This is a genomic window from Castellaniella daejeonensis (genome assembly GCF_039523555.1).
Classification (GTDB): Bacteria; Pseudomonadota; Gammaproteobacteria; order Burkholderiales; family Burkholderiaceae_B; genus Castellaniella; species Castellaniella daejeonensis.
Map to the genome: position 1 here is coordinate 284,035 of NZ_BAAAFN010000011.1, position 26,256 is coordinate 310,290.

Genomic DNA, 26,256 nt, shown 5'->3' on the forward strand with positions numbered 1-26,256 from the left:
GCGCGCTCGCCCGAAACAAGCCTTTGACCTAGCGACGCAGGGCCTCGCTCTTGATCAGGTCGTACAGCACGCGCGCTGTGGGCGACAGGTCATCATTCTTGCGATACAAAAGCCCCAGGGTGCGGGAGACTTCGGGCTCGATCAGGGCGATCCCCTTGTGCGTCGACTGGTTTTCCGCCGACAAGGCAAGCTTGGGCACGGCAGCCACTCCCAGGCCGACTTCGACCAGCCCCAGCAGCGAAGACACGTGGGCCACCTCGAAAAAGCTGGTCGGCCGCTCTTTCAGGCTGGCCAGCACCGAATCCAGCAGAACCCGATTGCCGCTGTTCTTGCCCACCGTGATGAAGCGTTCACCGACCAATTCCCGCCACCGGATCTGGCGCCGCCTGGCGAATCGGTGGTTGGCGGGAACCGCCAGGACGAAGCGCTCGCTGAGAATGGGTTCGAAATGCAGGTCTGTTTCCTGGGTCCCGATGAAGTTCACGCCGAAATCGGCGCGGAAATTCAAGACGTCGTTCAACACCGTATTGGCGCCCTCGTCCAGGATCTGCACGCGGATCTTCGGGTAGAGCTGCGTGAAGGTCTTGATGACGCTGGGCAGGAAGTAATAGGCCACCGACGGCACGCAGGCCACCGTGACGACGCCGCGATAGTGGGCAGCCAAGTCTTCGATGCCCAGCACCCCTTGTTCCAGTTCGTCCAGCGCCCGGCGCGCCCTGTCCAGGAACGCGCGGCCGACGTTGGTCAGTTCGACACGCCGCGTGCTGCGATCAAACAATCTGGCGCTCAGCAGCATCTCCAGTTTTTCAATGCGGCGACTGAGCGCGGGTGGAGAAATGCTCAGGAAATCAGCAGCTTCTCGAAACGACAGCTTGTCCGCCACCGCGACGAAAGCCTGCAGTTCCTGCAAGTCGAAATTGATGCGTGCCATGCAACTATGATTTCTAAAATTGCAATCCACTGACTAGCGATTTCCACATAATACCCCCATGGAAACGTCAATACCTTGTGTCGTGCTTCGCGGGGGAACCTCCAGGGGCCTGTATTTCCGGGCGGAAGACCTGCCCGCCGACCGCGCGCAGCGCGATCGCGCCCTGCTGCAGATCATGGGCTCGCCGCACGTGCTTCAGGTCAATGGCCTGGGGGGCGGCAATTCCCTGACCAGCAAGGTCGCCATCATTTCACGATCCTCTCGACCGGGCTGCGACGTGGATTACCTGTTCGCGCAGATCGGCATCGAACAGGCCATTGTCGACACCCGCCCAAATTGCGGCAACCTGTTGTCCGGTGTCGGCCCTTACGCCATCGAAGAGGGGTTGGTGGCCGCCCAGGACGGCGTCACCCGGGTCCGCATCTACAACGTCAACGCCAGGACCGTCGTCGAAGCAGAAGTCCTGACGCCCCGAGGCCGCCCGGCGTATGAAGGCGAAGCGCACATCGACGGCGTGCCCGGCACAGGTTCCCCGATCATCCTGAACTTTCTGGACGTCCAGGGCGGCAGCACCGGAACCCTGTTTCCGACCGGCTCGCGCATCGATATGATCGACGGCCTCGCGGCCACCTGCATCGACGTCGCCATCCCGGTCATGATTCTCGACGCCCGCGCCCTGGGGCTGTCCGGCAACGAGACGCCGGATATCCTGGATGCGAACAAAGACCTGATGGACCGCATCGAGACCCTGCGGCTGGAAGCCGGACGGCGCATGGGGCTGGGGGACGTCACTCACAGCGTCGTGCCCAAACCCATCCTGGCCAGCCCGGCAGGTCCCCAGGCGATCCAGTCCCGCTATCTGACGCCGCATCGCTGCCACAAGGCCCATGCGGTGACAGGGGCGATCTCGCTGGCCAGCTGTTTCGCCATTCCGGGCACCGTCCCCTATGGCATGTGCGAAGACCACCAGGACGACAGCCGCGTCTGCGTCCTGCACCCCGCGGGCCATATCGACATTGCCCTGGACATCCGGCAGGAAGGCGAAGCCATCCGGATCGCGCGGGCCGGCGTCATCCGGACCGCGCGCAAAATCATGAAAGGCATGGTCTTCATTCATGACACCCACACGCTCGATGCATACTTTCCCGAGCCGTGCTGAGCCCGGACGACATCCAATCAACAGGGAGACAAACATGAGACACACCTTCTTCGCAACGACGGCAGGCGTGCCGAATCGCGCCGCCCCCGCATCACGAACCGACACAGGACTGCACCGAGGCCTGTTCGGCCACCACAGGTAAGGTCGCCATGAAGATTGAAATTCAACAACTGAAGCTGCAATACGGGAAATTCACGGCTCTGCACGAATTCAACCTGCAGATCCAGGACGGGGAATCCATCGTCTTGCTGGGGCAATCAGGTTGCGGCAAGACCAGCGCCATGCGATGCGTCGCCGGCCTGGAACGCCCGACATCGGGCCGGATCATCATCGGCGAAAACACTGTTTTCGACGGTGCTGCAGGGATCAACACCCCGCCAAACAAGCGCAACGTGGGCATGGTGTTCCAGTCCTACGCCATCTGGCCGCACATGACGGTCTTTGAGAACGTCGCCTATTCCCTGGTCACCCGGAAAATCTCCAAGGCGGACATCCGCAAGCAGGTCATGGCGGCGCTGACGACGGTCGGTTTGCAGGCCTTTGCGGAACGAGGCGCCAGCCTGCTGAGCGGCGGGCAGATGCAGCGGGTGGCCCTGGCGCGCAGCCTGGTCATGCAACCCGGCGCTTTGCTGCTCGATGAGCCCCTGTCCAATCTGGATGCCAGGCTGCGCGACCGCCTGCGCGTCGAGCTGCGCGAACTGCAGCTGCGACTGGGCCTGACCTGCATCTACGTGACGCATGACCAAAACGAAGCATTCGCCCTGGCGGACCGCATCGCCATCATGCAGGGCGGGCGGATCGTGCAAATCGACACGCCGCAAAACATCTACGCCAACCCGATCACATCACAGATCGCCGACTTCCTGGGCGTCTCCAATGTCTTCCCCTGCGAGGTCAAGAAAATCAACGCGGATCACCACGTCGCGGAACTCTCCGACCACGCGCTGACCGTGCATTCCAGCCTCATCCCGCCCTCGACGACGGGCGCCACGAGCCTGTGCGTCCGGCCGGAGAGCTTTCGCATCCAGGCCGCCGATCCGCGGGCGCCAGCTCCGGGCGAAACCGCCAACCGCTGGCCTGGGAAAATCGTGGTCGCCAGTTTCCAGGGCGGATATGTCCAGTACGCCATCCAGTTGGATCAAGGCCCCGAGATCAGCGCCGCACAGCTAACCGCCGAAGGCCCTGTGCTGAACAGCGGGGACCGCGTCCACGTCAGCCTGGACCCATGCGCCGCGCAAATCCTGCCCTCGGAGCTCCCCGCATGAAAGCCGCCAACCTGCTGCGTGGCTACTGGCGCGACCACGCCCCTGTCGCAGGGATCAGCGCCATCCTCTTCGTCCTGTGCCTGATCCCGGTGATCCTGGTTGTCTTCGCGTCGCTCTCGACCACGGTGCCCCGCCCCGGCGCCTCGACCCTGGGAAGCCTGACACTCGACAACTTCACCTCTCTGATGACGCCGAATGCGGCCAACGCCTTCGTGAATTCGCTGAGCGTCGGCCTGGGCGCCGCCATCATCGCGCTGCTGATCGGCGGCTCGCTGGCGTTCCTGTGCGCCCGTACCGATGCGCCCGGCAAACGCTTCATCTTCTTCGTCGGCATCTCTCCCATGTTCATCCCCGCGCTGGTGGGGGCGCTGGCCTGGTCCTTCCTGGCATCGCCCTCCAGCGGCTTTCTGAACGTGGCCCTGAGGAACCTGGGGCTGGATTTCGCCGTGAACATCTACAGCCTGGGCGGGCTGATCTTCGTCCTGGGCATCTATTACGCACCTTACGGCTTCCTGCTGATGCGCAGTTCCTTTGTACTGATGAGCGGCGACCTGGAAGAAGCCGCCGCCGTCCACGGCGCGTCATTCGGCCGGACCCTGAGGACCATCACGCTGCCGCTGGTGCTGCCCGCGCTGCTGGGCGCGGGCATCCTAGTGTTCGCGCTGGCCATGCAGAACTTTCCGGCGGCGCAGGTGGTCGGGATGCCGGGACGCGTCGATACCCTGCCCACGTTCATCTATCGCCTGATGAGCACGACGCCGGCGCAGAGCAATCAGGCGGCGGCGGTCTCCGTCATCCTGACCATCGGCCTGCTGATCTTCACCGTGCTGCAGCAGCGGGTGGTCAGCCGGCGCAAGTTCACCACGGTCACCGGCAAGGGCGCTATTTCCCGCCAGGTGCCCCTGGGCGGCTTCAAGTGGCTGATCATGGGCTACGTCCTGGTCTATTTCCTGATCTCGATCGCACTGCCCATGCTCGCGCTGCTGGTGACCGCCATGCAGGAGTCTCCCTTCTTCAGCACGATCGCGCAGCTGATACAGCCCGGCGCACTGTCCCTGGGCAGGCTGTGGACCACGCTGCAGTCCTTGGATTTCCACGTCGGCCTGCGCAACAGCATCATCGTGTCGGTACTGGCTGCGGGCTTTGGCACCCTGCTCAGCTTCCTGGCCTCCTATATCCGGCACCGCTCGATCTCCGGATGCCGCGGACTCATCGACTTCATCGCCATGACACCCCTGGCCATTCCATCCATCGTCATGGGCATGGGCTTGCTGTGGACCTGGCTGCTCATCCCCATCCCGGTCTACGGCACGGTGTGGGTGCTGGTGATCGCCTGCATCGCCGTATTCTTTCCCCAGGGCTACCAGGGCATTTCGGCGTCCATCCTGCAGATCGGCAACGACCTGGAGGACAGCGCCGTGCTGCTGGGGGCCCGCCGCGCACGCGCCGTCCGGACCATTACGGTGCCCCTGATGAGCGTCGGCATCACATCGACCTTCCTGCTGTTCCTGATGATGTCGATGCGGGAGTTGAGCGCCGTCATCTTCCTCTTCACGTCCGACACGCGCATCTTGTCGATCATGGTTTTTGAAAATTTCGAGAACGGCCAGATCCAGGCCGCCGCCGCCGTCAGCGTGTATTACTGCGTTGTGATCGCCTGCATCGCCATCCTGGGGCAGGTGCTGGGCTCGATGGAGAAACGCCGTAACGCAAGCCAACACCAACCACACAGCCTGGCAAGCTGAACCCTATCCAAGGAGACTCCGCATGGCCCCCTTCACATCCGCCAAAAAACGCTTCGCCACGAAGGCGATCTCAGCCGCCCTGATCCTGTCCGCCTACGCCGTTATGGCGCACGGAGCGACACCCGCAGCGGGCGGCGCACTGGTCATCGAGGGCGAAACCATCGCCGACAGCGCCACGTACCAGCAGGCCAGGCAGGAAACCCTGCGCCTGTACACGGGGTACGTGCAATCCGCCGAGAAAATCCTGATCGACCGCTTCACGAAAGACACCGGCATCAAGATCAGCATGATCCGCCTGACGCCCAACCAACTGGCCGAACGCGTACTGTCCGAGCAAGGCGCCGGCAAACTGGGGGCGGACGTTATCCGCACCTCCGATTATCCAATCGCGCAAGCGATGCAAAGAGCTGGAGTCTGGCAAAAATACCTGCCCCCCATCATCGCCGACATCCCCGAACTCAGCCTGGACCAGGGCCTGTTCAACCTGACCTTCGACTCGGTCTACAGCATTGGCTACAACACTCAACTGGTCGACAAAGCGTCCGCGCCCACATCCTGGGCGGACATGGTCAGCGGAAAATGGAAAAACAAGATCGGCATCGTACAAGGCGGATCTGGCGGCAGCACCGCGGCCCTGAACCGATTCATGCTGTCGAAGCTGGGCGAGGACTATTTCAAGAAATATGCAAGCCAGGATCCGGTGATCTATAACTCGCTCGGGCAGGAAGCCATCGCCCTGGCCAGGGGCGAGGTCGCGGTCGGCACCGTCAAGGTCAGCGACATCGGCGTGCTGGCCACCAAGGACAAGGCGCCGCTCATGTTCGTCGTCCCCACCGAAGGCGTGGCCGTCTACGATTACTACCTGGGCATGACCAGTTCCGCCAAGAACGTGGCCGCGGCGAAAGTCTTCATCAACTACAACCTGTCCAAGCGCGGCCAGGAAGTATTCTCGAAACTGGGCGAATACCCCGCGCGTGCCGACGTGGCATCGCCCACCGTGCTGGGCGTGACCCTGCCGCCCATCAAATCCGCGCAATACTTCCGCATGAGCACCGAGGATTCCATGAAGTATTCCAAGGATGATCTGGCGAAATGGAACACGGATTTCAACTTCACGAAATGAAAATGCACTGAAAGCCGCCAGTCCGTGATATTGACGGGCGATTCCTGAACTCGTCGCGTTTTGGTCTGAGCCATGAAATCTCCAGATCGTGCGTGGCCAAGATACAGATCCGAGTCCAGGCGGCGGCCTCCTACCGGCTCAACGAGATCTACCGCTATACGAGGGATCATTGGGGACCGCAGCAGGCTGACCGCTATATCACTGGCTTGTTCGAGGCTTTTGACGGAATCGAGAGTCGACGGACACTGTCACGCCCCATCCCCGCCGAATCCGACATCGACGGTCACTTCTTCCGCGACAAGCCGCACTTCGTCTATTGGCGCCGGCTGTCAAACAACGACATCGGTATCGTGACGATACTTCACACCCGAATGCATCGGATTGACCGATTCAGAGAAGATTTTGGTCTGTAACACCGTCGTGCCCAGGAAGGCCACCACCAGGCATTGATGCCCGGCATCGTCCAAACCGGAGGCGACAGTCGATTGGCTGACGTTCATGCATCCGACACCTTCGCCGGCGCGATTTAGACTCTCAGCGGGGCGCTCCCTGCAGGGCGATTGAACGGCCGCAGCGGAAACGGCCGCGGAGACCGGGCCCTGCCCCCTTCCCCGGATCGCCCAGCGGATTTCAAGGAAAATCATGAAGGTCCATTTCGTCGTGCATGAGTCGTTCGAGGCGCCTGGCGCCTACGAAACCTGGGTCAGGGAACGTGGATTCGAGGCCGGCCATTCCCGCGTCCACGACCATGAACCGCTGCCGCGGTCCATCGACGACATCGATCTGCTGGTGGTGATGGGCGGCCCGCAATCGCCGTCCACCACCCGGGAGGAATGCCCGCACTTTGACGCCGCCGCCGAATGCGCCCTGATCGCCCGATGCGTCGACGGCGGGAAGGCCGTCGTCGGGGTCTGCCTCGGGGCGCAACTGCTCGGCGAAGCGCTCGGCGCCCGGTGCGAGCACAGCCCGGAAAGGGAGATCGGCAAGTTCCCGATCATGCTGACACCCGAGGGAAAGGCGCCCGAAGTGATCGAACGGCTGATCACCGCTCCCGGGCGCGAACCGGAGACATTCGCCGCGCGCCGGTTCGTGCAGCCGCCCGAGGTCCTGCGCGCCCATGACTACGGCGCCATGAACCAGAGGCTGTATGGCTTCCCCGACCGGTTCGTGGAGGCCTACGCCGACAGGCGCGGCCAGCGCTGAATACAGCCGGGGCCGGGCGGGCGATCTCCTGGGCGGCCACGCCAGTCGTGGGATTGGACATCGGTTTTCAATACGAAATCAAGCCTGGCCATAGGAAACCACGCCTGGTCATAGGCTGAACCAACGCAGCAACGTGTCGCCCACCCCTTGCCGACCCGGCGGAAACCCGCCCGAATGTAGCATCCGGCTGTTACCCCTCCATACGCCGTGCTCGCATAATTGGACACAACGAGCACAAGCAAGGAGCAGGATGTGGCCAGGCTCATCCATCTCATGATCCGGGTGCGGGATCTGCGGCGGTCCATCGATTTCTATCGGGATGCGTTCGGGTTCCAGGAGACCCACCGGCTTGACTTTCCCTCCTTCACCCTGGTCTACCTCCGCAACGACGCCAGCCCGGTCGAGATCGAACTGACGCTGAACAAGGGCCGGGATTCGCCCTACGAGCACGGCGACGCATACGGCCACGTGGCTTTCGCCGTGGCGGACCTTGCCGCCACCCACGCCTCTTTCAGCCAATCTGGATACCAGCCGACGGCCATCAAGCGGCTCGAACGGGACGGCGAGACGCTGGCCTCGTTTTTCTTCCTGGAGGATCCGGACGGCTACAAGATCGAGGTCCTGCAGGAAGGCGGACATTACCGATGAGAACCAGCCGGGACAGCCTCACCCGGCGACATCATTTCAGGAGACGAGCATGAAAGAAGAAACCATCGATCGGCCGCCGGAGTCCACCATCTCCCGCATCCGGCGCGGATCGCGCCGCGAGTTCCTTAAGGGAACCATCGTCCTGGCCGGCACCCTGTCCGCCGGCACGCTGCTGGCGGCGCTGGCGCCTTCCAGAACCTGGGCGCTCGAAGCCCAGGTGCTCGACAAGGACCAGGCCCGGGACCTGCTGCTGATGGCCAGGCGCCTGTATCCGCACGACGACCTGCCGGACGCGGTCTACGCCCTGCTGGTCAAAGACATCGACACAGCCTGCCGCGACGCGGCGGTCCGCGATCTGGTGCGATCGGGCATCGCATCGCTGAACCGCGCCGCCGGCGGAAACTGGGCCTCGGCCCCTACGCAGCGACAACTCGCGATACTCGAAGCCATGCGGACGGACCCGTTCTTCCAGAAAATCCGCGGCCAATGCGTGACTTCGATCTACGACAACCAGATGGCCTACAAGCACTTCGGCTACGAGGGTGAGACCTGGTCCAAGGGCGGCTACATCAAGCGTGGCTTCAACGACCTGACCTGGCTGCCCGATCCACCCGCCTCCGCAAGCCCGCCTCCCTTCGACGCCTGAAGACGGCGCGGGACCGCAAAACGCGCATCCGCGGGATAGCGTCTTTCGAGAAAAACATCGGCAGGAGACAATCATGGCCAAGTACGACTACAAGGACGACAGCGTGGTCGTCATCATCGGTTCGGGAGCCGGCGGCGGCACGCTGGCGAACGAGTTGTGCCAGAAGGGCATCCATGTGGTGGTGCTGGAAGCCGGCGGGCGTGAAAGCCCGGAAAGCTTCATCCAGGACGAATGGAAGTCGTTCGGCCAGCTCGCCTGGCTCGACAAGCGCACGACATCCGGCTCGTGGCGCGTCGCCCGGGACTTTCCCAACCTGCCCGCCTGGATCTGCAAGACGGTGGGCGGCACGACGACCCACTGGGCGGGGGCCTCGCTGCGCTTCCAGGAACATGAATTCAAAGCCAGGACGACCTATGGCGACCTGCCGGGCAGCAACCTGCTGGACTGGCCCATCAGCCTGGCCGAAATGGAGCCCTACTACGCGCGCGCCGAGGCCAAAATGGGCGTCACACGGACCAACGGCATCCCGGGACTGCCCGGCAACAACAATTTCAAGATCATGTACGCCGGCGCCACCAGGCTCGGCTACAAGGAAGTCAGCACCGGGCACATGGCCATCAACAGCGTGGCCCGCGACGGACGGGCACCCTGTATCCAGCAAGGCTTCTGTTTCCAGGGCTGCAAGGCGGCGGCCAAGTGGTCGACCCTGTATACCGAAATCCCCAGGGCGGAAGCCACCGGCCGGCTCGATCTGCGGGTCCGGTGCCAGGCGGCACGCATCGAGCACGACCGCCGGGGCAAGGCCAGCGCCGTCGTCTATTTCGATCAGGACGGCAAGGAACGGCGGCAGGCGGCACGCGCCGTCTGCGTGGCCGGCAATTCGATCGAAACCCCGCGCCTGCTGCTGCTTTCGGAATCCGCCAAGTTCAAGCACGGCCTGGCGAACAGTTCCGGACAGGTCGGGCGAAACTACATGCGCCATACGACCGGGTCGGTGTATGCTGTTTTCGACAAGCCGGTGCATATGTACAGAGGCACGACGATGGCCGGCATTGTCCAGGACGAAGCAAAGCACGATCCCGCGCGCGGATTCTCCGGGGGCTACGAGCTCGAAACGATCAGTCTCGGCCTCCCCTTCTACGCCGCGTTCCTGGATCCGGGCGCCTGGGGCGCGAACTTCACCTCCTTCATGGACGACTATGCCAGGACGGCGGGCTTGTGGATCGTGGGCGAGGACCTGCCCCAGGAAACCAACCGCATCACCTTGAACGCCGAGGTCAAGGACCAGTTCGGGTTGCCGGTGGCCAACGTGCACTACGACGACCACCCCAACGACCAGGCCATGCGCGATCATGCGTTCAAGCGCAGCTCGGCGCTCTACGAGGCGGCGGGAGCGCGGCGCACCTTCCATACGCCGCCTTACCCCTCGACGCACAACCTGGGCACCTGCCGCATGAGCCACAAGGCCGACGACGGCGTCTGCGACAGGCACGGCCGCGCGCACGACGTGCCGAACCTGTTCATCTCGGACGGCAGCCAGTTCACGTCGAGCGCGGCCGAGAATCCGACCCTGACGATCGTGTCGCTGGCAATCCGGCAGGCCGAGACGATCACGGACCTCATGTCGCGCAAGGAACTCTGAGGCGGCAGGAGGAATTTCAGATGGGAGGCGCCATGTGCCATATCTATTCCAACACCGATCCGATCCAGTACGAATCCCGGAACCGATCGGTGCGCATCGCCAAGGTCGTGACCAGCATCAAGCTCGAAAACCTGTTCTGGGACACGCTGTCTCAGCTTGCGCACGACGAGGGGATGACGACCAACCAGTTGATCGCGAAGCTGTACGACGAGGCCTACGCATGCAGGAACGAGGTGTCGAACTTCACTTCCTTCCTGCGGGTGACCTGTATGCGTTATTCCGAGCTCAGGGGCCAGTCGATGCGGGACGCCAGGAGCGTGCTCGACCGGACCGTGCGGCATGCGGCCCCGGCGGCGGCGCGCGCCCTGGAAGGCCGTTGCGATGCGGGAAACGAACCATCCCTGAGGCTATAGCCATAGCCCGACCTTTCCCAGGAGACCATGATGGCCAAGAAACTGCTGATGCTGGTCGGCGATTACGCCGAAGACTATGAAACCATGGTGCCGTTCCAGGCCCTGCAGGCGGTCGGACACACCGTGCATGCCGTGTGCCCGGACAAGAAGTCCGGCGAGGCGATCGCCACCGCGATCCACGACTTCGAGGGCGCGCAGACCTATGGCGAAAAACGCGGCCACAATTTCACCCTGAACGCCGATTTCGACCAGGTCGATCCGCAAGCCTACGACGCACTGGTCATCGTCGGCGGACGAGCGCCCGAATACCTGCGCATGAACGACAAGGTGCTGGACGTCGTGCGCAGCTTCGACCGGGCCGGCAAGCCCATCGCCTCGATCTGCCACGGGGCACAGCTCCTGGCGGCGGCGGGCGTGCTGAAGGGGCGCACCTGCTCGGCCTACCCGGCATGCGCCCCCGAGGTCCGCCTGGCCGGCGGCACCTACGCCGAAATCGGCATCGACCAGGCCCATACCGACGGCAACCTGGTCACCGCGCCGGCCTGGCCCGCGCATCCCGCCTGGCTGGCGCAGTTCCTGACGGTGCTCGGGACCCGGATCGCACATTGAGGGGCGGCGCCGCGACGCATTCGGCAAACACGGCAGGAGCCGCCCCGATCACGGTCGATCGCTTGTCGATCAGTTGCCGGACCGTTTCTGACCGACGCCCGAAGTACTGAATCTTCACAACCAGTCGGTCGGCTACCCCTTGCATGGGGTGCAAGGGGTAGCCGGAAACGACAAGGGCCCGCAGAGAAAACTCTGCAGGCCCTTGATAATGCTGGTCGGGACGGCGGGATTCGAACTCGCGACCCCTTGCACCCCATGCAAGTGCGCTACCAGGCTGCGCTACGCCCCGAAAGAATGTGATTCTAGCACAGATTTCTCCCCGTGCTGACTCGCAGCCCTGTCCAATATCAGATGAGTCTGAAGGGGGCTTGGTGATTCCAACATCAGATGAGTCTGGAGCTTTGGCCGCAGGTCGCCCATCACCACGAGCGACCGGATCGACGACCGGACCCATTGAAGCCCGGCCGCCTATCTAGTAACCTCGGTTACTATCATGTCCGACCCCTCCTCCTTCGACGCCTTCGAGCAGGCCATGCAAGGCCTGTCGCACCGCCTGTCCTCGCGCGGGACGATGCGCGAGGCCGTGATCGCGCGCCTTTTCCAGCACACCGGCGCACGCCTGAACGATTACCTGGATGCTCCATTCAAGCCGCATGGCCTGAACGCGACGTCATGGACATCCCTGGTGGTGATCTACGCCAGCAAGGACCGCCGGCTCAAGCCCTCGGAACTGAGCGTGTTCATGAACTCGTCGCGGATGAACAGCACGCGGGTGGCGCGGCAGCTTGAACGGCACGGCCTGACCCGGCGCGTCGCCGACCAGACGGACGGCCGCCAGCTGTTCCTCGAAATCACGCGCAAAGGCATCGCTTTCGTGGAGAACCAGCTTCCTTTACGGCGACGGCACCTCGAGCAGGCGTTCGATGGCTTCGCCCCGGAAGAAGTGGATCAATTGCAGCGCCTGCTGCGCAAGCTGTTGACCAATCTCGAATAGACGCCTTCCCAGAAAAACCAACCTACACACACCTTTTTTCGCGAAAGTAGTAACCCAAGTTATTACATCGACCTCCCCTATGACCACGGACTCGAAGTCCCGGCGCCCTGACGCCGACCACGCCGCACGGCCCATGATCACCGCGTCGATCATGCTGGCCACCATCATGCAGACGCTGGACAGCACCATCGCCAACGTCGCCCTGCCGCACATGGCCGGCGGATTGTCGGCCTCGCAGGACCAGATCACCTGGGTGCTGACCTCTTACATCGTCGCGGCGGCCATCGCCACCCCGGTCACGGGCTGGGTATCGGGCCGATTCGGGCGCAAGACCGTCTTCCTGGCGTCCATCGCCGGCTTCACGATCAGTTCGCTGCTGTGCGGCATGGCCGGCAATCTGCCGGAGATCGTCGTGGCGCGTCTGCTGCAAGGGGTGTTCGGCGCCGCCCTGGTGCCCTTGTCGCAGGCCATCATGCTGGACATCAACCCGCCGGAACGGCACGCCCGCGCCATGGCCCTCTGGGGCATGGGCGTGATGCTGGGACCGATCCTGGGGCCGACCCTGGGGGGCTGGCTGACCGACAACGAGAGCTGGCGCTGGGTGTTCCTGATCAACCTCCCGCTGGGCGCGCTGGCGCTGATCGGCGTCTATCGTTTCGTCGGCGAGACCCGGGCTTCCACGCCGTCCCGATTCGACTGGTTCGGCTTCTCCATGCTCGCCGTGGCCATCGGCATGCTGCAACTGCTGCTCGACCGCGGCGAGCAGGCGGACTGGTTCGAATCCATCGAGATCCGCCTGGAGGCGGTCTGCGCGATCGTCGCCTGTACTTTTTTCGTGCTGCACACGGCCACCGACGGCGACGAATCCTTCTTCAACAAGGCGCTGCTGAAAGACCGCAACTTCGTCACCGGCCTGGCCTTTTATTTTTTGCTGGGCCTGCTGCTGTACGCCACGCGCGCGCTGCTGCCGTCGATGCTCGAGACGCTGCTGGGCTACCCCGTGACGACGACGGGGCTCGTCACGGCGCCGACAGGCATCGGCACCATGGTTGCCATGCTGTTCGCCGGCCGGCTGGTCGGGCGCATCGACAGCCGCCTGATCGTCGCGCTGGGATTCGGCCTGACGGCGTCATCGCTGTGGAGCATGTCATGCTACACACCGCAAATCACGACATGGGACGTGGCCTGGCCGGGATTCGTGCAGGGGCTGGGCCTGGGGTTCACCTCGGTGCCGCTGATCACCATGACCTTTTCCACCCTGGCCAGGCGCCTCAGGCCCGAAGGCACGGCCATTTACAGCCTGTCGCGCAACATCGGCAGCAGCATCGGCATTTCCGTCATGCAGACCCTGATGGTGCGCAACACGGTCATCATGCACAGCTCGCTCGCCGCCCAGATCACGCCGAAGGCGCTGCAGGCCGGCTCTGTGGCCGCGGCGCTGGCCGGCGGCCCGGGCGCGATGGCGGGGCTGAACGAAGTGCTGAACACCCAGGCGTCGTTCATCGCCTACCTGGACGATTTCAGGCTGATGTTCTGGATGACCCTGTTCGCCATCCCCTGCCTGTGGCTCATGCGCACGCGCGAGGGCGAGCGGGAACCGCCGGGTCTCGAAGAGGAAGCGGAGACGGCCCCGATGCTGGAGTAGCCGGCACGCGCAGTTCCGGCCGATGCACGTTCAGGCCGCGTGCGACGCGGACAGCGGCCTGGGCCGGCGGCGCTCGATGTACAGGCAGGGCCCGACGTGCTTCTTCGCCTGGGCCTTGGCCTCGCTGGCCGCCTGGGCAATCTGGTGGCGCGACTGATAGGCACCGGGCTCGACCAGCACGGCGCCCAGCGACAGGCTCGGCGGGTCGTAGTGCCGCAGGCGCCCCTGGCGGTCCTCGGCCTCGTAGCCGGCGGATGCCTTCCGCCCCATTCCGTCCAGCAGCCGGATCATGCCCCGGGAAAATTCCTCCAGGATGGACTCGCACCGCGCCTGCCAGTCCGGGCTGCGGAACAGCAGGATGAAGTCATCTCCGCCGATATGGCCCAGGAAGTCCCGGCCGGCATCGGCATGCGCGGACAGGACCCGGCCCAGCAGCTGGATCGCATCGTCGCCGCAACGGTAGCCGAATACGTCATTGAAGGGCTTGAAGTGGTCCAGGTCGGCGTGGCAGACCACGAACGGCCGGCCGTCGGCCAGCAGGCGCTGGATCCGCCGGTCGGTGGGCACGTTGCCCGGCAGCTGGGTCAGGGGATTGGCGTGCTGGGCGGCGCGCAGCTGCAGGCGGTTGAGCGTCTGCAAGAGATCCTGACTGGAGCCGATGCCCAGGTACCGCCCCCGGCCCGTGATGATGAAATCGGTGGCCAGGCGATGGCCCTCGGCCTCGGCCAGCCAGCGGCTGAGGGTCATCAGCGGCGTATGCATGTCCACGATCAGCGGCGCGGCATCCATGAACAGTCGGCAGGGCTTGGGGCCGTACAGCTCGCGCTGGTACGGCAGAGAAAACCGTTCGATCAGGCCGGCACGGGTCATGACGCCGACCGGCACGCCCTCGTCCACCACGGGGATGGTATGCAGTTCCGGCTGCTGGCGAAACAACCCGAACACCGCTTCGTTGGGCATGGAGGAAGACACGCACGTCACACGGCGCAGCAACTGCAGCGCCCGGCCCTCCGCGCCATCATGGCCCGGATCGGATTCCAGGCCGTCATGCCGGTCGGCGACCCGGCGCTCCGCCAGCCGGGCGGTCAGCTCGGACCAGCGGGTCCGGGCAGGCTCGGCCGTGGGGCGCTCGATGTAATAGCCCTGGACGCAGGTCACGCCCAGGTCGGCCACGCAGGCCAGCTCATCCAGCGACTCGACGCCCTCGGTGACGACGACGGCGCCGGCAACGGCTGCGATATCGCATACCGAGCGCAGGACCTGCTGGCGCAGCAGATCGTCGTGGATGCCTGTGGTGAAGACCTTGTCGGTCTTGATGAATTCGGGACGCAGGTCCAGCCAGCGCCCCAGGTTGGAAAAACCGGACCCCAGGTCGTCGATGGCGAACTGGACGCCCCGCGCACGCAGCCGGGTCACGACAGGGGCCAGATCGGACCAGAACTCGCCCTGCCCCTGCTCGGTGATCTCGATCACCAGGCGCCTGGGATCCAGTCCGCATCCTGCCAGCAACGCAGTCAGATCCAGCGATCCTTCGTCTGCGTGCCGCAGGGCCATCGGGCTGATGTTCAGGAACAGGCGGCCCGGCAGCGCCAGCGCCGCGAAACGCTGGACCACCACCCTGCAGCATCTGTGCTCTACCTGGATGTCCAGTCCGCAAGCCCGCGCCGCCTCGAACAGGCGATCCGGCGCGCGCAGCGGGCTTCCCTGCGGTCCCCGGATGAGGCCCTCGTATCCGAGCAATGCGCCTTCCCGCATCCGCAGGATGGGCTGGAAGACGGCCCCCAGTTCGCCCCGGAGCAACAACGCTGCCGCATCGTCCGGTCTCCCGGGACGGGCCGCGTCGAATATCGGCGGTTCATACACTTCGGGGGCCGGAAGCGAAGACATGGTGTGTGCAGCAAGGTGAAGTGCCGCTACTTTAACTGCGATTCATGGCGTGGACATGACACCGCGTGCGGCTGCGCTGCGAAAAATCAACAACCCCGGCCAATGGCCGGGGTACGGACTGCGCCACCCTGCCCCGCATGCCCGGCCGGGCGGCAGGGCTTCAGAGCAGGCCGAGCTGCAAGCGCGCCGGCTCGCTGATCATTTCCCGGCTCCAGGGCGGATCCCAGACCAGGTCGACCGTGGCTTCGTCCACCCCTTCGATGTTGAGCAGCTTGTTGCGGGCCTCGTCGGCGATCATGGTGCCCATGCCGCACCCGGCGGCCGTCAGGGTCATCTTGACCTCGATGCGGAACCGGTCCTGGACACTGGCGGGCACGACCTTGCATTCGTACACCAGCCCCAGATTGACGATGTCCACGGGAATCTCGGGATCGTAGCAAGTGGACAGCATCGCCCAGGCGGCCTCTTCGACGGATTCGGCCGTCGCGGGCCCCTGGTGGACGTGCTTGACTTCCTCGATCGGCTCGAAACCCAGGGCGTCGCCATCCTTGCCCTCGATGCGGTAGAGGTTGCCCTCGACCATGACGGTATAGGTGCCGCCCAGCTGCTGGGTGATGACGGCCTCGCAGCCGGCCTCGATGGTGACGGGCGAGCCGTAGGGCACTGTGACCGCCGGGCAGTCCCGGTTGACGATCACTTCCTGACGATTGAAGCTCATGATGTTACCTTTGGTTCATCGCATTATTCGGTGACGGCCGTATCGCTCGCCTGGGTGATGGCGTTGTGCAGGGTATGCCAGGCCAGCGTCGCGCATTTCACCCGCGACGGGAATTCGCGCACGCCCGACAGGACTTCGAGTTTGCCCAGATCGCAATCCGGGTGGGCCTCGGTCAGCATGGCGTGGATATTGCGAAACAGCGCCTCGACCTGCTCGACCGGCTGGCCGCGCACGGCCTCGGTCATCAACGAAGCGGATGCCGTGGAAATGGCGCAACCGTGGCCGATGAAGCTGACTTCCTGGACGATGCCGTCGCTGACGCGGGCATATACCGTCAGCTGGTCGCCGCACAACGGGTTATGCCCGTCGGCGCGATGCGATGCATCGTCCATCGCATGGAAATTGCGCGGCTTGCGGTTGTGGTCGAAGATGACTTCCTGGTACAGGTCGCGCAGTCCGTCGTCGTTGTCCCTCATCGGCTACACCCCAAACAGTTTCTGTGCCTTGCGCACGCCCGCCACCAGGGCGTCGATGTCGCGCCCGTCGTTGTACAGGGCGAAAGACGCGCGCGCCGTGCCGGGGATGCCGAAGTGCGACATCAGGGGCATGGCGCAATGGTGGCCGGCCCGAATGGCCACGCCTTCGGTGTCCAGGATCGTGCCCAGGTCATGCGGATGGATGCCGTCCACCAGGAACGACAGGATGCCCGCCTTGTGGCGGGCCGTGCCGATCAGGCGCACGCCCGGCAGTTCCCGCATGCGTTCGGTGGCGTCGTCCAGCAGCGCGGCCTCGTGGGCGGCAATGCGGTCCAGCCCGATGGACAGGACATAGTCGATGGCGGCGCCAAGCGCGATCGAACCGCCGATGTTCGGCGTGCCGGCCTCGAAGCGCTGCGGGCCGGATGCCCAGGTGCTGCCTTCGAAGCTGACCGTGCGGATCATGTCGCCGCCACCCTGCCAGGGCGGCAGGCTGGCCAGGATCGAGCCGCGGACATAGAGGGCACCGATACCGGTGGGTCCGTAGAGCTTGTGACCGGAAAAAGCGTAGAAGTCGCAATCCAGGGCCTGCACATCCACGGGGGCGTGTGCCACGGCCTGGGCGCCGTCGACCAATACCAGGGCGCCGGCTTCATGCGCCAGGCGCACCAGATCGGCCACGGGATTGACCGTGCCCAGGGCGTTGGACACGTGCGCCAGGCCCACCAGGCGTGTGCGCGGATTCAGCTGGGCGCGGAAATCGTCCAGGTCCAGTTCGCCCGTGTCGGTGATGCGTGCGTGGCGCAGCACGGCACCGGTGCGCTCGCACAACAGCTGCCAGGGCACGATGTTGGAGTGATGCTCCATGCCCGTGACCAGGATCTCGTCGCCCGGCTGCAGGGACTGGCCCCAGGTCTGGGCCACCAGGTTGATGGACTCTGTGGTGCCCCGGGTGAAGATCACATCCTGGCTGTCGGGCGTGTTCAGCAGCGTGCCGACGCGCTCGCGGGCCTGCTCGTACAGGTCGGTGGCATGCTGGGACAGCCAGTGCACGCCACGGTGGATATTGGCATTGGACTGCTCGTAGAACGCTTCCATCGCCTGGATGACGGCGCGCGGCTTCTGCGTCGTGGCGCCGTTGTCCAGGTAGGACAGGCGCCGCTTGCGTACCGGACGCGCCAGGATCGGGAAATCGGCCGCCCAGGGCGATGCCAGTCGGCCTTCCGGGATGGAATCGGCGGCGAGCCGGGCGCTTTGCTGCGTGGTGAGCGGGGCATTCATGCGGCTTCCTCCAGGGCGGCGCCGCCCGGCAGCAGGGCGCGCACTGCACGCTCCACCCGGCGGCGCAGCGGGTCGGACTCGATGCGCACGACGCTGGCGGCGGCGAAAGCGTAGATCAGGATGTCGCGCGCGTGCGCTTCGTCCAGACCGCGCGAACGCAGGTAGAACAGGCTGTCTTCGTCGATCTGGCCCACCGTTGCGCCATGGGCGCACTTCACGTCGTCGGCGTAGATCTCCAGCTCGGGTCGGGCATCGGACTTGGCCAGCCGCGACAGCAGCAGGCTGTCGTTGCGCTGGATGGCGTCGGTGCCGTCGGCGCCGGGCGCAACCAGGATGCGGCCGCTGAAGACGCCGTGCGAGGCGTCTGCCATGATGCCGCGGTAGGACTCGTGGCTGACGCAGCGCGGTTTTTCATGGCCGATCAGGGTGTGGTGATCGACGTGGCGGCGCTGGTCGACGTAGTACAGGCCGTTCAGCAGCGTCTCGCAGCGTTCGTCGGCGAAATGCGTCGCGATGTCGTGACGCGCCAGCCGCGCGCCCAGGGACACCGAGTGCGAAGCAAAGTACGAGCCGCGCCCCTGGGTGGCATCGATTTCGCCCAGGTGCCAGGCCTGGTCGGATTCCTGCTGCAATTTCACATGGGTGATGCGCGCATCCTGGTCCAGCCGCAGGCGCGTGGCCGCATGGCGGAAATTGGCCGCCCCGGGGACGCCCACGTAGTGCTCGACGACCGTGGCCTGGGCGCCTGCATCGGCCTGGATCAGGTGGCGCAGGAAGTGCGCCGCGCGCGGCGAGGCTGCGGCGCAAACCAGATGGATGGGCTGCTCGAGCGCGACACCGCGCCCCAGCCGGACCCAGGCGCCGTCGCTGGCTAGGGCCAGATTCAGGGCGCTGGTGCTGTGGCCCTCGGCCGCATCGCCGTAGGCGGCGCGGATGGCCTCGGCGTGTTCCGCCCAGGCCTGCGAAAGCGGCAGGACGGTGGCACCGGCCGGCAATGCGCCGATGTCGGACAAGGCCGCATCGAATCCGCCATCGACGAACACCAGCCAGTGACCCGGCTCGGAAGCCTTCAGCGCGCCGATCTGGTCGGCCACGGACTGGGCGTCGCCGTCGTCGAAGGCGGCAGCGGCCAGCGGCGCCAGCGAAGTATGGCGCCAGGCCTCGATGCGGGGCGTGGGCCACCCCTCGCTCATGAAGCGGTCCAGAGCCCTGCGGCGCTCGCCGGCAAGCCAGGGAACCCCTGCGCCGGGCAGGCTGCCGGCGCGCCGGCCGAACGTGTCGGCCCAGGATTGCAGGTCTGGTGCGCTCATGCGGCAGCCCCCCGGGCAGCGGGCTTGGCGGCAGGCGCGGCGCCTTCGATCCAGCCATAGCCCTTTTCTTCCAGTTCCAGGGCAAGCTCGCGGCCGCCGGAGCGCACGATCCGGCCCTGGGCCAGCACGTGCACATAGTCGGGCACGATGTAGTCCAGCAGGCGCTGGTAGTGCGTGATGACGATCATGGAGCGTTCGGGCGAACGCAGACGATTGACGCCGTCGGCCACCGTCTTCAGGGCATCGATGTCCAGGCCCGAGTCGGTCTCGTCCAGGATGGCCAGTTTGGGCTCGAGCAGTGCCATCTGCAGCACTTCGTTGCGCTTTTTCTCGCCCCCGGAAAAGCCTTCGTTGACCGAACGATAGAGGAATTCATCGCGCATGCCCACGAGCTTCATCTCGGCCTTGGCCTTCTTGACGAAATCCATGGCGTCCAGTTCGGGCAGGCTGCGCTCGCGCCGCATGGCATTGACTGCCGCGCGCATGAAATAGGCGTTGGATACGCCCGGAATCTCGATCGGATACTGGAAAGCCAGGAAGATGCCTGCGCGGGCACGTTCCTCGACGCTCAGCTCCAGCAGGTCGCGGCCTTCGAATTCGATGGAGCCGGACGTGACGTTATAGGCTTCGCGGCCGGTCAGCACCTGCGACAGCGTGCTCTTGCCGGCCCCGTTGGGGCCCATGATGGCATGGACCTCGCCCGGCTTGACTTCCAGGCTCAGGCCCTTGAGGATTTCCTTGTCCTCGATCGAGGCGTGCAGATTGTCGATTTTCAGCATGAGAGGGCTCCTTAACCTACGCTGCCTTCCAGGCTCACGCCGAGCAGGTTCTGTGCTTCGACGGCGAACTCCATGGGCAATTCCTTGAAGACTTCCTTGCAGAAGCCGTTGACGATCATCGATACCGCGTCTTCGGCCGACAGGCCGCGCTGCATGGCGTAGAACAGCTGGTCCTCGGCAATGCGCGAGGCCGTGGCCTCGTGTTCGACATTGGCGCTGGGATGCTGGACTTCCATGGTGGGGAATGTGTGCGCGGCGCACTTGCTGCCGATCAGCAGGGAGTCGCACTGCGTGTAGTTGCGTGCGTTCTCGGCCTTGGGCGTCATGCGCACCAGGCTGCGGAAGGTATTGCTGCCGTGGCCCGCGGAGATCCCCTTGGAAATGATGGTGCTGCGCGTGTTGCGCCCCATGTGGATCATCTTGGTGCCGGTGTCGGCCTGCTGGCGATGGTTGGACAGCGCCACGGAATAGAATTCGCCGGTGGAGTCGTCGCCGCGCAGGATCACGCTGGGGTATTTCCAGGTGATGGCCGACCCGGTTTCCACCTGGGTCCAGGAAATCCGCGAACGGGGCCCGCGGCAGTCGCCGCGCTTGGTGACGAAGTTGTAGATGCCGCCCACGCCGTTCTCGTCGCCCGGATACCAGTTCTGCACCGTGGAATACTTGATCTTGGCATCGTCCAGCGCAACGAGTTCGACCACGGCGGCGTGCAGCTGGTTCTCGTCACGCATGGGCGCCGTACAGCCTTCCAGGTAGCTGACGCTGGCGCCTTCGTCGGCGATGATCAGGGTCCGCTCGAACTGACCGGTGTCGGCGTTGTTGATGCGGAAATAGGTGGACAGTTCCATCGGGCATTTCACGCCCTTGGGAATGTAGACGAAGGAACCGTCGGAGAACACGGCAGAATTCAGCGCCGCGTAGAAATTGTCGCCGGGCGGCACGACCGAGCCCATGTACTTCTGCACCAGTTCCGGATGCGAGCGCACGGCCTCGGAGAACGAACAGAAGATGATGCCGACGTCGGCCAGCTGCTTGCGGAAAGTGGTGGCCACGGACACCGAATCGAACACCGCGTCCACCGCCACGCCGGCGAGCTTGGCGCGCTCGTGCAGCGGCACGCCCAGCTTTTCGTACGTGCGCAGCAGTTCGGGATCGACCTCGTCCAGGCTCTTGGGGCCGTCCTTCTTGGACTTGGGCGCCGAGTAATAGCTGATGTCCTGGAAATCGGGATCCGGATAGTGGACCTTGGCCCACCTGGGCAGGGCCATCTTGAGCCATTCGCGGTAGGCCTTCAGGCGCCACTCGAGCATGAACTCGGGTTCGCGCTTGATGGCGGACAGGCGGCGAATCACATCCTCGTCGAGCCCCTTGGGGAAGGTCTCGGATTCGATCTGCGTGACGAAGCCGGCCTCGTAGTCGCGGTCGAGAAAGGAATCGAGCTTGTCGTTGACAGTACTCATTTGGACAGACTCCAGTTCGTGATGTTCGGTACGGCCCGGCGCGTGCCGGGTTCGGGCGCGGGGACCAAAACTGCGGACGTGGGCGCGGCGGGAGCGCCGGGGCCCTCGCCGTCGAGCATGTCGGCGACGGTGACGGATTCCAGCGTGCGGCGCACGATTCGGTTGATGCGCTGCCAGTGCGAGCGGATATGGCAGGCGCCCTCGACGCTGCAGGCGCCCGGCAGCGCCGTGCATTCGGTCAGGCCGAAGGGCTGCTCTTCAAGGGCGTCGATGATCTCGGCGACGTTGATCAGGGTGGCGTCGCGGCCCAGGCGGTAGCCGCCGTGGGCGCCGCGGGTGCTGGCAACCAGGTCGCGCTGGGCGAGGAGTTTCAGGACCTTGCTGACGACGGGCTGGCCCAGACCCAGTTCACCTGCCAGTTCGGCTGCACTGCAGACATGCGCCGGACGGGAAGCCATGTGCGTGAGCACGAGGATTCCGTAGTCGACGATCTTGCTGATCCGCAGCATCAAAGGGTCCGTGGACGAGGTTTGAAAACCAAATAGTACCTCTTTGGTACGATATAGGTCAAACCCTAATGTCGTCCGCAGGCCGGGATTGTTGCAAATGCCACATGCGGGCGTAGCGCCCGTCCAGTGCAAGGAGTTCCGCGTGGGTGCCTTGTTCCACCACCCGGCCCGATTCCATCACCAGAATGTGATCGGCATGGACGATCGTCGACAGCCGGTGCGCGATGATGAGCGTGGTGCGCCCCCGGGCGATGCGTTCCAGCTGCGACTGAATGGCGCGCTCGGTTCGCGTGTCAAGGGCGCTGGTGGCTTCGTCGAAGACCAGGATCGGAGGCGACTTGAGCAGCGCGCGGGCGATTGCCACGCGTTGCTTCTCGCCGCCGGACAATTTTAACCCGCGTTCGCCCACCGGGGTGTCGTAGCCCTGAGGCAGCGAGACAATGAAATCGTGGATGTGCGCGGCACGGGCTGCCTGCTCGATATCGTCCTGCGTGGCATCGGGGCGGCCGTAGGCAATGTTGTAGCCGATACTGTCATTGAACAGCACCGTGTCCTGCGGCACGATACCGATATGGGCGCGCAGGCTGTCCTGGGTATAGTCGCGGATGTCGCGGCCATTCACCCGCACACTGCCTCCGGTGGGGTCGTAGAACCGGAACAGCAGGCGTGACAGCGTCGATTTTCCGGCCCCCGAGGCGCCGACGACCGCCAGCGACCCGCCCGCCGGCACGCTGAAGCTGACCTGGTGCAGGATCGTGCGATCCGGCTGATAGGCGAAATCCACGGCGTCGAATTCCAGGCTGGCCCGGTCCGTCCGCAGCGCCACGGCTCCGGGGCGATCGGCCACTTCCTGGCGGTTGCCCAGCAAGTCGAACATGCGTTCCATGTCGGCCAGGGCATGCTTGATCTCGCGGTAGACGAAGCCCAGGAAATTCAGCGGCGCGTACAGCTGGGTGAGGTAGGCCGACACCAGCACCACATCGCCCACGGTCATATGGCCCTGCACCACGCCGCGTGCCGACTGCCACAGCAGCGCGGTCATGCCCACCGTGATGATGGCGCCCTGCCCCATGTTCAGCAGATTCAGCGAGACCTGGTTGCGCACGGCCGAATCCACCCAGCGCGTCATGTCGGCATCATAGCGGCGGCTCTCGTAATCCTCGTTGCCGAAATACTTGACCGTCTCGTAGTTCAGCAGGGCATCGACCGCCCGGCCGTTGGCCTGACTGTCCAGGGTATTCATGGTGCGGCGGTACACCATGCGGCGTTCCGTCACCTTCAGCGTGAAGAGCACGTAGGCGGCGATGGTGCCCAGGGTCAGCGCGGCGAAGATCCAGTCGTAGCGCCAGAGCAGCACGCCCGTGACCATGGCGATCTCCAGCAGCGTGGGCACGATGTTGAAGACCATGAAATTGAGCAGGAAGCCGATGCCCTTGGTCCCGCGCTCGATATCGCGCGTCAGCCCGCCGGTGCGCCGGCCCATGTGGAAGCGCAGCGAAAGCGACAGCAGGTGGCGAAAGACCTGGCTTGCAACCCGCTGGATGGCGCCCTGGGTCACGCGGGCGAACAGGGCATCGCGCAGTTCGCCGAATACCGAAGTGGCCAGGCGGGACAGGCCATAGCCCAGCAGCGCGGCCAGCGGCACGGCCAGCAGCGTCGGCGCCAGGCCCAGCGCATCGACGATGTCCTTGAGCCAGACCGGCGTGGCGACGTTGGCGACCTTGGCGACGACCAGGCAGATGAAGGCGAGCGTGACACGGCCGCGAAAGGCCCAGACATACGGCCACAGGGTCTTCAGTGTGAGCCAGTCGTCGCGCCGCGCGGGTGCGGGGCCGGTGTGAGAAAAGCGCATGGAAACATCCGGAAATCAGGCGGGCGGCGAACGGCTGGGAGCTCGTCGGCGGGTACGCATACAATAATGCCATCCCCGGCGGATGCGCCCCTTGGCGGCGCATCCCGAGACCAGGCGAACGGGAAAGATTGTATGACTGTTTCGGTTTTCGATTACGAGGCGGAATTGAGCGCCTGCGCTGCGGGCGACCGCTCCGCCTTCCTGGCGCTGTATCGCCACGAATCCCCCGCCATGCGAGCCCTGGCGCTGGCCATGCTGGACGACTCCGATGCGGCCGACGCGGTGCTGCACGAAACCTTCGTCCTGATCTGGCGCAACGCGGCCGGCTACAGCCCGGCCATCGGCACTGCGCGCGCCTGGATCTACAGCATCCTGCGCTACCGCGCGGCGGCGCACGCGCGGCAGATGCGCGCCGAAGGCCGCCACCCGGCGGAAGACACCCCCCTGCCCCAGCTCGCGCTGCCCGCCGACGCACCCGCCGGCACGGTGGCCGGCGCCCTGGCATCCCTGCCCGCTCCGCAGCTCGACGCATTGCTGCAGGCCTATCTGCACGGCGGCGATCCGGCGCGCATCGCGGCCCGCCTGGACCGGACCGAACCCGACATCGAGGCTTCACTGAACGCCGCCCTGGCGCATATCGACAAGGCCGTGTGCGCATGAAACCGAACTACCCATCCTTTTCCGACGACGAAATCGCACGCTACGTGCTGGGCCTGGACATGCCCGATCGCGTGGCGGAAATCCAGTCGCGCCTTGCCCACGACGACGCGGCTGCCGCACGCGCCCTGAAATGGGAAGCCTATTTCCTGGGAATCGTCGACGCCCTGCCCGCCCAGCCTCCGTCCGACGCCGTGCTGGACCGGATCCGCCAGAGCCTGGGCATGGAACTCGAAGACGCCCCCATCATGGGGGAAATCCGCCCACCCGTCGCCGAGCCGGCGCCCGTATCGGCGGACGGATCGGCGAGCCGGCGGGCACGGCGCCGTCCACGGCTGCGGCGCGGCCGCGTGGCCATGGCGATCGGCGGCGTCGCGGCGCTGTGCCTGGTGGCCCTGCTGCTGTGGATCAGCCTGCGCCCGACGCCCGCCGGCACGATCGTGCAGCATCCCGTTCTACTGGAAAGCCGCTGATACGGCATCCCGGCAGCGCAAAAAGCGAAACTCCGGCCACGGGCCGGAGTTTTCGCATTGCGGGCGGGGAAACGGAACAGCCCCGGCCAAACCACCCGATCAAAGGTCGAGCAGCCCCGCTGCCTGGTGCGCCTGTCGATTGCTGTCCAGGGCCTGGGCCAGGCGATCCCGGGCCGCCAGCAGGTCGGCGCGCAGGGCCTGAAGCTCGGCGCCGCTCAGGCGCACGGCCGCATCCTGGTCGTGCGGCGCATCGCTGTTGTCGCCCAGGCGGTTGCGCGCCCCGGCGATGGTGAACCCCTGTTCGTAGAGCAGGTCCCGGATGCGGCGTACCAGCAGGACTTCGTGGTGCTGGTAGTAGCGCCGGTTGCCCCGCCGCTTGACGGGCTTGAGCTGGACGAATTCCTGTTCCCAGTAGCGCAGGATATGCGGCTTGACGCCGCACAGTTCGGAGACTTCGCCGATGGTGAAGTAGCGCTTGGCGGGGATCGGCGGCAGCGCGGCCGAGGACGGGGCGGACGTCATGCGGCGTCTCCGTTGGTGCCCACGCCATCCTTGAGCTTCTGGCTGGCGTGGAACGTGACCACCCTGCGCGCGGCGATGGGAATGACTTCGCCGGTCTTGGGGTTGCGGCCGGGACGCGGCGGCTTGTTGCGCACCTGGAAGCTGCCGAAGCCCGACAGCTTGACTTCGGTGCCCTGGACCAGGGCATCGCGGATCTCGGAGAAGAACGTATCCACGATGTCCTTGGCTTCGCGCTTGTTCAGGCCCACGCGCTCGAACAGCAGCTCGGCCAGGTGGGCTTTGGTGAGCGTCCGATCCGTATTCACCGGC

At 65.0% G+C, this 26,256-nt stretch carries 28 protein-coding genes and 1 tRNA gene; 15 read left to right on the forward strand and 14 right to left on the reverse strand.

All coding sequences use genetic code 11. The features are described from left to right. Positions 1–28 precede the first annotated feature (28 nt). Positions 29–931, reverse strand: coding sequence for a LysR family transcriptional regulator (locus tag ABD022_RS08450; protein WP_343820879.1), 903 nt, complete (start codon positions 929–931; stop codon positions 29–31). A gap of 58 nt (positions 932–989) precedes the next feature. Between ABD022_RS08450 and ABD022_RS08455 the strand changes: the two genes are divergently transcribed. From ABD022_RS08455 to ABD022_RS08475, 5 genes are all read left to right on the forward strand, one after another. Further along, complete coding sequence (locus tag ABD022_RS08455) at positions 990–2,090, forward strand: 4-oxalomesaconate tautomerase (protein WP_343820881.1); 1,101 nt, start codon at positions 990–992, stop codon at positions 2,088–2,090. A gap of 149 nt (positions 2,091–2,239) precedes the next feature. Beyond that, a complete protein-coding gene (locus ABD022_RS08460) occupies positions 2,240–3,355 on the forward strand; it encodes an ABC transporter ATP-binding protein (protein WP_343820883.1) in 1,116 nt (371 codons plus the stop codon). After that, positions 3,352–5,100, forward strand: coding sequence for an ABC transporter permease (locus ABD022_RS08465; RefSeq protein WP_343820884.1), 1,749 nt, complete (start codon positions 3,352–3,354; stop codon positions 5,098–5,100). Before ABD022_RS08460 ends, ABD022_RS08465 begins: the two co-directional genes overlap by 4 nt. Positions 5,101–5,122: 22 nt before the next feature. Next, positions 5,123–6,223 carry an ABC transporter substrate-binding protein gene (locus ABD022_RS08470; RefSeq protein ID WP_343820885.1) on the forward strand — a complete coding sequence of 367 codons (1,101 nt, stop codon included), beginning with the start codon at positions 5,123–5,125 and terminating at the stop codon, positions 6,221–6,223. 92 nt (positions 6,224–6,315) lie between these two features. Then, positions 6,316–6,636, forward strand: coding sequence for a type II toxin-antitoxin system RelE/ParE family toxin (locus tag ABD022_RS08475; RefSeq protein ID WP_343820886.1), 321 nt, complete (start codon positions 6,316–6,318; stop codon positions 6,634–6,636). On the opposite strand, the gene ABD022_RS08480 is transcribed toward ABD022_RS08475, so the two are convergent. Continuing rightward, positions 6,553–6,867, reverse strand: coding sequence for a hypothetical protein (locus ABD022_RS08480; RefSeq protein WP_343820940.1), 315 nt, complete (start codon positions 6,865–6,867; stop codon positions 6,553–6,555). The genes ABD022_RS08475 and ABD022_RS08480 overlap by 84 nt on opposite strands. Here ABD022_RS08480 and ABD022_RS08485 point away from each other — a divergent pair. The 6 genes from ABD022_RS08485 to ABD022_RS08510 all read left to right on the forward strand — a co-directional run bounded on the left by ABD022_RS08485 (position 6,866) and on the right by ABD022_RS08510 (position 11,384). After that, positions 6,866–7,426, forward strand: a complete 561-nt coding sequence (locus ABD022_RS08485) for a glutamine amidotransferase-related protein (protein WP_343820888.1) — start codon at positions 6,866–6,868, stop codon at positions 7,424–7,426. The two genes, ABD022_RS08480 and ABD022_RS08485, sit on opposite strands and share 2 nt — an antisense overlap. A 252-nt stretch (positions 7,427–7,678) precedes the next feature. Beyond that, the gene (locus tag ABD022_RS08490; protein WP_343820890.1) at positions 7,679–8,074 is read left to right on the forward strand and encodes a VOC family protein; all 396 of its coding nucleotides are present in this window, start codon (positions 7,679–7,681) and stop codon (positions 8,072–8,074) included. Positions 8,075–8,123: 49 nt separating this feature from the next. Beyond that, positions 8,124–8,720 carry a tat (twin-arginine translocation) pathway signal sequence gene (locus ABD022_RS08495; RefSeq protein WP_343820891.1) on the forward strand — a complete coding sequence of 199 codons (597 nt, stop codon included), beginning with the start codon at positions 8,124–8,126 and terminating at the stop codon, positions 8,718–8,720. 73 nt (positions 8,721–8,793) lie between these two features. After that, the gene (locus tag ABD022_RS08500) at positions 8,794–10,362 is read left to right on the forward strand and encodes a GMC family oxidoreductase (RefSeq protein ID WP_343820893.1); all 1,569 of its coding nucleotides are present in this window, start codon (positions 8,794–8,796) and stop codon (positions 10,360–10,362) included. A gap of 20 nt (positions 10,363–10,382) precedes the next feature. Then, entirely contained in the window at positions 10,383–10,775 is a 393-nt protein-coding gene (locus ABD022_RS08505; protein ID WP_425545210.1) for a ribbon-helix-helix domain-containing protein, read from the forward strand. A 30-nt stretch (positions 10,776–10,805) separates the two neighbouring features. Further along, positions 10,806–11,384, forward strand: a complete 579-nt coding sequence (locus ABD022_RS08510) for a DJ-1/PfpI family protein (RefSeq protein ID WP_343820938.1) — start codon at positions 10,806–10,808, stop codon at positions 11,382–11,384. 212 nt (positions 11,385–11,596) lie between these two features. Here ABD022_RS08510 and ABD022_RS08515 read toward each other — a convergent pair. Beyond that, a tRNA-Pro gene (locus ABD022_RS08515) sits at positions 11,597–11,673 on the reverse strand. Between the two features lie 204 nt (positions 11,674–11,877). Between ABD022_RS08515 and ABD022_RS08520 the strand changes: the two genes are divergently transcribed. Together ABD022_RS08520 and ABD022_RS08525 are read left to right on the forward strand one after the other, a co-directional pair. Beyond that, complete coding sequence (locus ABD022_RS08520; RefSeq protein ID WP_343820895.1) at positions 11,878–12,378, forward strand: MarR family transcriptional regulator; 501 nt, start codon at positions 11,878–11,880, stop codon at positions 12,376–12,378. 79 nt (positions 12,379–12,457) lie between these two features. Beyond that, on the forward strand, positions 12,458–14,023 hold the full coding sequence (locus ABD022_RS08525; RefSeq protein ID WP_343820896.1) for a DHA2 family efflux MFS transporter permease subunit: 1,566 nt from the start codon (positions 12,458–12,460) through the stop codon (positions 14,021–14,023). Positions 14,024–14,053: 30 nt separating this feature from the next. Here ABD022_RS08525 and ABD022_RS08530 read toward each other — a convergent pair whose 3' ends face one another. The 9 genes from ABD022_RS08530 to ABD022_RS08570 all read right to left on the reverse strand — a co-directional run bounded on the left by ABD022_RS08530 (position 14,054) and on the right by ABD022_RS08570 (position 24,295). After that, positions 14,054–15,910, reverse strand: a complete 1,857-nt coding sequence (locus ABD022_RS08530; protein WP_343820898.1) for a GGDEF domain-containing protein — start codon at positions 15,908–15,910, stop codon at positions 14,054–14,056. Positions 15,911–16,070: 160 nt separating this feature from the next. Next, entirely contained in the window at positions 16,071–16,628 is a 558-nt protein-coding gene (gene sufT / locus ABD022_RS08535) for a putative Fe-S cluster assembly protein SufT (RefSeq protein ID WP_325123954.1), read from the reverse strand. Positions 16,629–16,651: 23 nt separating this feature from the next. Next, positions 16,652–17,104, reverse strand: coding sequence for a Fe-S cluster assembly sulfur transfer protein SufU (gene sufU, locus ABD022_RS08540; protein ID WP_325123955.1), 453 nt, complete (start codon positions 17,102–17,104; stop codon positions 16,652–16,654). A gap of 3 nt (positions 17,105–17,107) precedes the next feature. After that, complete coding sequence (locus ABD022_RS08545) at positions 17,108–18,385, reverse strand: cysteine desulfurase (RefSeq protein WP_325123956.1); 1,278 nt, start codon at positions 18,383–18,385, stop codon at positions 17,108–17,110. Further along, on the reverse strand, positions 18,382–19,695 hold the full coding sequence (sufD, locus tag ABD022_RS08550; RefSeq protein ID WP_325123957.1) for a Fe-S cluster assembly protein SufD: 1,314 nt from the start codon (positions 19,693–19,695) through the stop codon (positions 18,382–18,384). Before sufD ends, ABD022_RS08545 begins: the two co-directional genes overlap by 4 nt. Further along, positions 19,692–20,474 (reverse strand): Fe-S cluster assembly ATPase SufC, encoded by a 783-nt coding sequence (gene sufC / locus ABD022_RS08555; protein WP_343820901.1) that lies wholly within the window; start codon positions 20,472–20,474, stop codon positions 19,692–19,694. The genes sufD and sufC overlap by 4 nt, the downstream gene beginning before the upstream one ends. An 11-nt stretch (positions 20,475–20,485) precedes the next feature. Further along, positions 20,486–21,934 (reverse strand): Fe-S cluster assembly protein SufB, encoded by a 1,449-nt coding sequence (gene sufB, locus ABD022_RS08560; protein WP_325123959.1) that lies wholly within the window; start codon positions 21,932–21,934, stop codon positions 20,486–20,488. Further along, positions 21,931–22,443 (reverse strand): SUF system Fe-S cluster assembly regulator, encoded by a 513-nt coding sequence (locus tag ABD022_RS08565; RefSeq protein WP_325123960.1) that lies wholly within the window; start codon positions 22,441–22,443, stop codon positions 21,931–21,933. The genes sufB and ABD022_RS08565 overlap by 4 nt, the downstream gene beginning before the upstream one ends. 58 nt (positions 22,444–22,501) lie before the next feature. After that, complete coding sequence (locus tag ABD022_RS08570) at positions 22,502–24,295, reverse strand: ABCB family ABC transporter ATP-binding protein/permease (protein ID WP_325123961.1); 1,794 nt, start codon at positions 24,293–24,295, stop codon at positions 22,502–22,504. Between the two features lie 132 nt (positions 24,296–24,427). Here ABD022_RS08570 and ABD022_RS08575 point away from each other — a divergent pair, with 132 nt between their 5' ends. Beyond that, a complete protein-coding gene (locus tag ABD022_RS08575) occupies positions 24,428–24,955 on the forward strand; it encodes a sigma factor (RefSeq protein ID WP_325123962.1) in 528 nt (175 codons plus the stop codon). After that, complete coding sequence (locus ABD022_RS08580; RefSeq protein ID WP_325123964.1) at positions 24,952–25,425, forward strand: hypothetical protein; 474 nt, start codon at positions 24,952–24,954, stop codon at positions 25,423–25,425. Before ABD022_RS08575 ends, ABD022_RS08580 begins: the two co-directional genes overlap by 4 nt. Positions 25,426–25,524: 99 nt before the next feature. On the opposite strand, the gene ABD022_RS08585 is transcribed toward ABD022_RS08580, so the two are convergent. Both ABD022_RS08585 and ABD022_RS08590 read right to left on the reverse strand, forming a co-directional pair. Further along, complete coding sequence (locus ABD022_RS08585; RefSeq protein WP_325123965.1) at positions 25,525–25,947, reverse strand: MerR family transcriptional regulator; 423 nt, start codon at positions 25,945–25,947, stop codon at positions 25,525–25,527. Then, a complete protein-coding gene (locus tag ABD022_RS08590) occupies positions 25,944–26,252 on the reverse strand; it encodes an integration host factor subunit alpha (protein WP_325123966.1) in 309 nt (102 codons plus the stop codon). Before ABD022_RS08590 ends, ABD022_RS08585 begins: the two co-directional genes overlap by 4 nt. Between the last annotated feature and the right edge of the window lie 4 nt (positions 26,253–26,256).

Excerpts from the sequence above, each read along its gene's own strand:
- sufC (WP_343820901.1), bottom strand. The coding sequence starts at position 20,474 with ATGCTGAAAATCGACAATCTGCACGCCTCGATCGAGGACAAGGAAATC.
- ABD022_RS08465 (WP_343820884.1), top strand. The coding sequence starts at position 3,352 with ATGAAAGCCGCCAACCTGCTGCGTGGCTACTGGCGCGACCACGCCCCT.
- ABD022_RS08500 (WP_343820893.1), top strand. The coding sequence starts at position 8,794 with ATGGCCAAGTACGACTACAAGGACGACAGCGTGGTCGTCATCATCGGT.
- ABD022_RS08510 (WP_343820938.1), top strand. The coding sequence starts at position 10,806 with ATGGCCAAGAAACTGCTGATGCTGGTCGGCGATTACGCCGAAGACTAT.
- ABD022_RS08485 (WP_343820888.1), top strand. The coding sequence starts at position 6,866 with ATGAAGGTCCATTTCGTCGTGCATGAGTCGTTCGAGGCGCCTGGCGCC.
- ABD022_RS08570 (WP_325123961.1), bottom strand. The coding sequence starts at position 24,295 with ATGCGCTTTTCTCACACCGGCCCCGCACCCGCGCGGCGCGACGACTGG.
- ABD022_RS08530 (WP_343820898.1), bottom strand. The coding sequence starts at position 15,910 with ATGTCTTCGCTTCCGGCCCCCGAAGTGTATGAACCGCCGATATTCGAC.
- ABD022_RS08495 (WP_343820891.1), top strand. The coding sequence starts at position 8,124 with ATGAAAGAAGAAACCATCGATCGGCCGCCGGAGTCCACCATCTCCCGC.
- ABD022_RS08565 (WP_325123960.1), bottom strand. The coding sequence starts at position 22,443 with ATGCTGCGGATCAGCAAGATCGTCGACTACGGAATCCTCGTGCTCACG.
- ABD022_RS08580 (WP_325123964.1), top strand. The coding sequence starts at position 24,952 with ATGAAACCGAACTACCCATCCTTTTCCGACGACGAAATCGCACGCTAC.
- sufB (WP_325123959.1), bottom strand. The coding sequence starts at position 21,934 with ATGAGTACTGTCAACGACAAGCTCGATTCCTTTCTCGACCGCGACTAC.
- ABD022_RS08575 (WP_325123962.1), top strand. The coding sequence starts at position 24,428 with ATGACTGTTTCGGTTTTCGATTACGAGGCGGAATTGAGCGCCTGCGCT.
- ABD022_RS08525 (WP_343820896.1), top strand. The coding sequence starts at position 12,458 with ATGACCACGGACTCGAAGTCCCGGCGCCCTGACGCCGACCACGCCGCA.
- ABD022_RS08455 (WP_343820881.1), top strand. The coding sequence starts at position 990 with ATGGAAACGTCAATACCTTGTGTCGTGCTTCGCGGGGGAACCTCCAGG.
- ABD022_RS08585 (WP_325123965.1), bottom strand. The coding sequence starts at position 25,947 with ATGACGTCCGCCCCGTCCTCGGCCGCGCTGCCGCCGATCCCCGCCAAG.
- sufT (WP_325123954.1), bottom strand. The coding sequence starts at position 16,628 with ATGAGCTTCAATCGTCAGGAAGTGATCGTCAACCGGGACTGCCCGGCG.
- sufU (WP_325123955.1), bottom strand. The coding sequence starts at position 17,104 with ATGAGGGACAACGACGACGGACTGCGCGACCTGTACCAGGAAGTCATC.
- ABD022_RS08545 (WP_325123956.1), bottom strand. The coding sequence starts at position 18,385 with ATGAATGCCCCGCTCACCACGCAGCAAAGCGCCCGGCTCGCCGCCGAT.
- ABD022_RS08505 (WP_425545210.1), top strand. The coding sequence starts at position 10,383 with ATGGGAGGCGCCATGTGCCATATCTATTCCAACACCGATCCGATCCAG.
- ABD022_RS08470 (WP_343820885.1), top strand. The coding sequence starts at position 5,123 with ATGGCCCCCTTCACATCCGCCAAAAAACGCTTCGCCACGAAGGCGATC.
- sufD (WP_325123957.1), bottom strand. The coding sequence starts at position 19,695 with ATGAGCGCACCAGACCTGCAATCCTGGGCCGACACGTTCGGCCGGCGC.
- ABD022_RS08460 (WP_343820883.1), top strand. The coding sequence starts at position 2,240 with ATGAAGATTGAAATTCAACAACTGAAGCTGCAATACGGGAAATTCACG.
- ABD022_RS08450 (WP_343820879.1), bottom strand. The coding sequence starts at position 931 with ATGGCACGCATCAATTTCGACTTGCAGGAACTGCAGGCTTTCGTCGCG.
- ABD022_RS08520 (WP_343820895.1), top strand. The coding sequence starts at position 11,878 with ATGTCCGACCCCTCCTCCTTCGACGCCTTCGAGCAGGCCATGCAAGGC.
- ABD022_RS08480 (WP_343820940.1), bottom strand. The coding sequence starts at position 6,867 with ATGATTTTCCTTGAAATCCGCTGGGCGATCCGGGGAAGGGGGCAGGGC.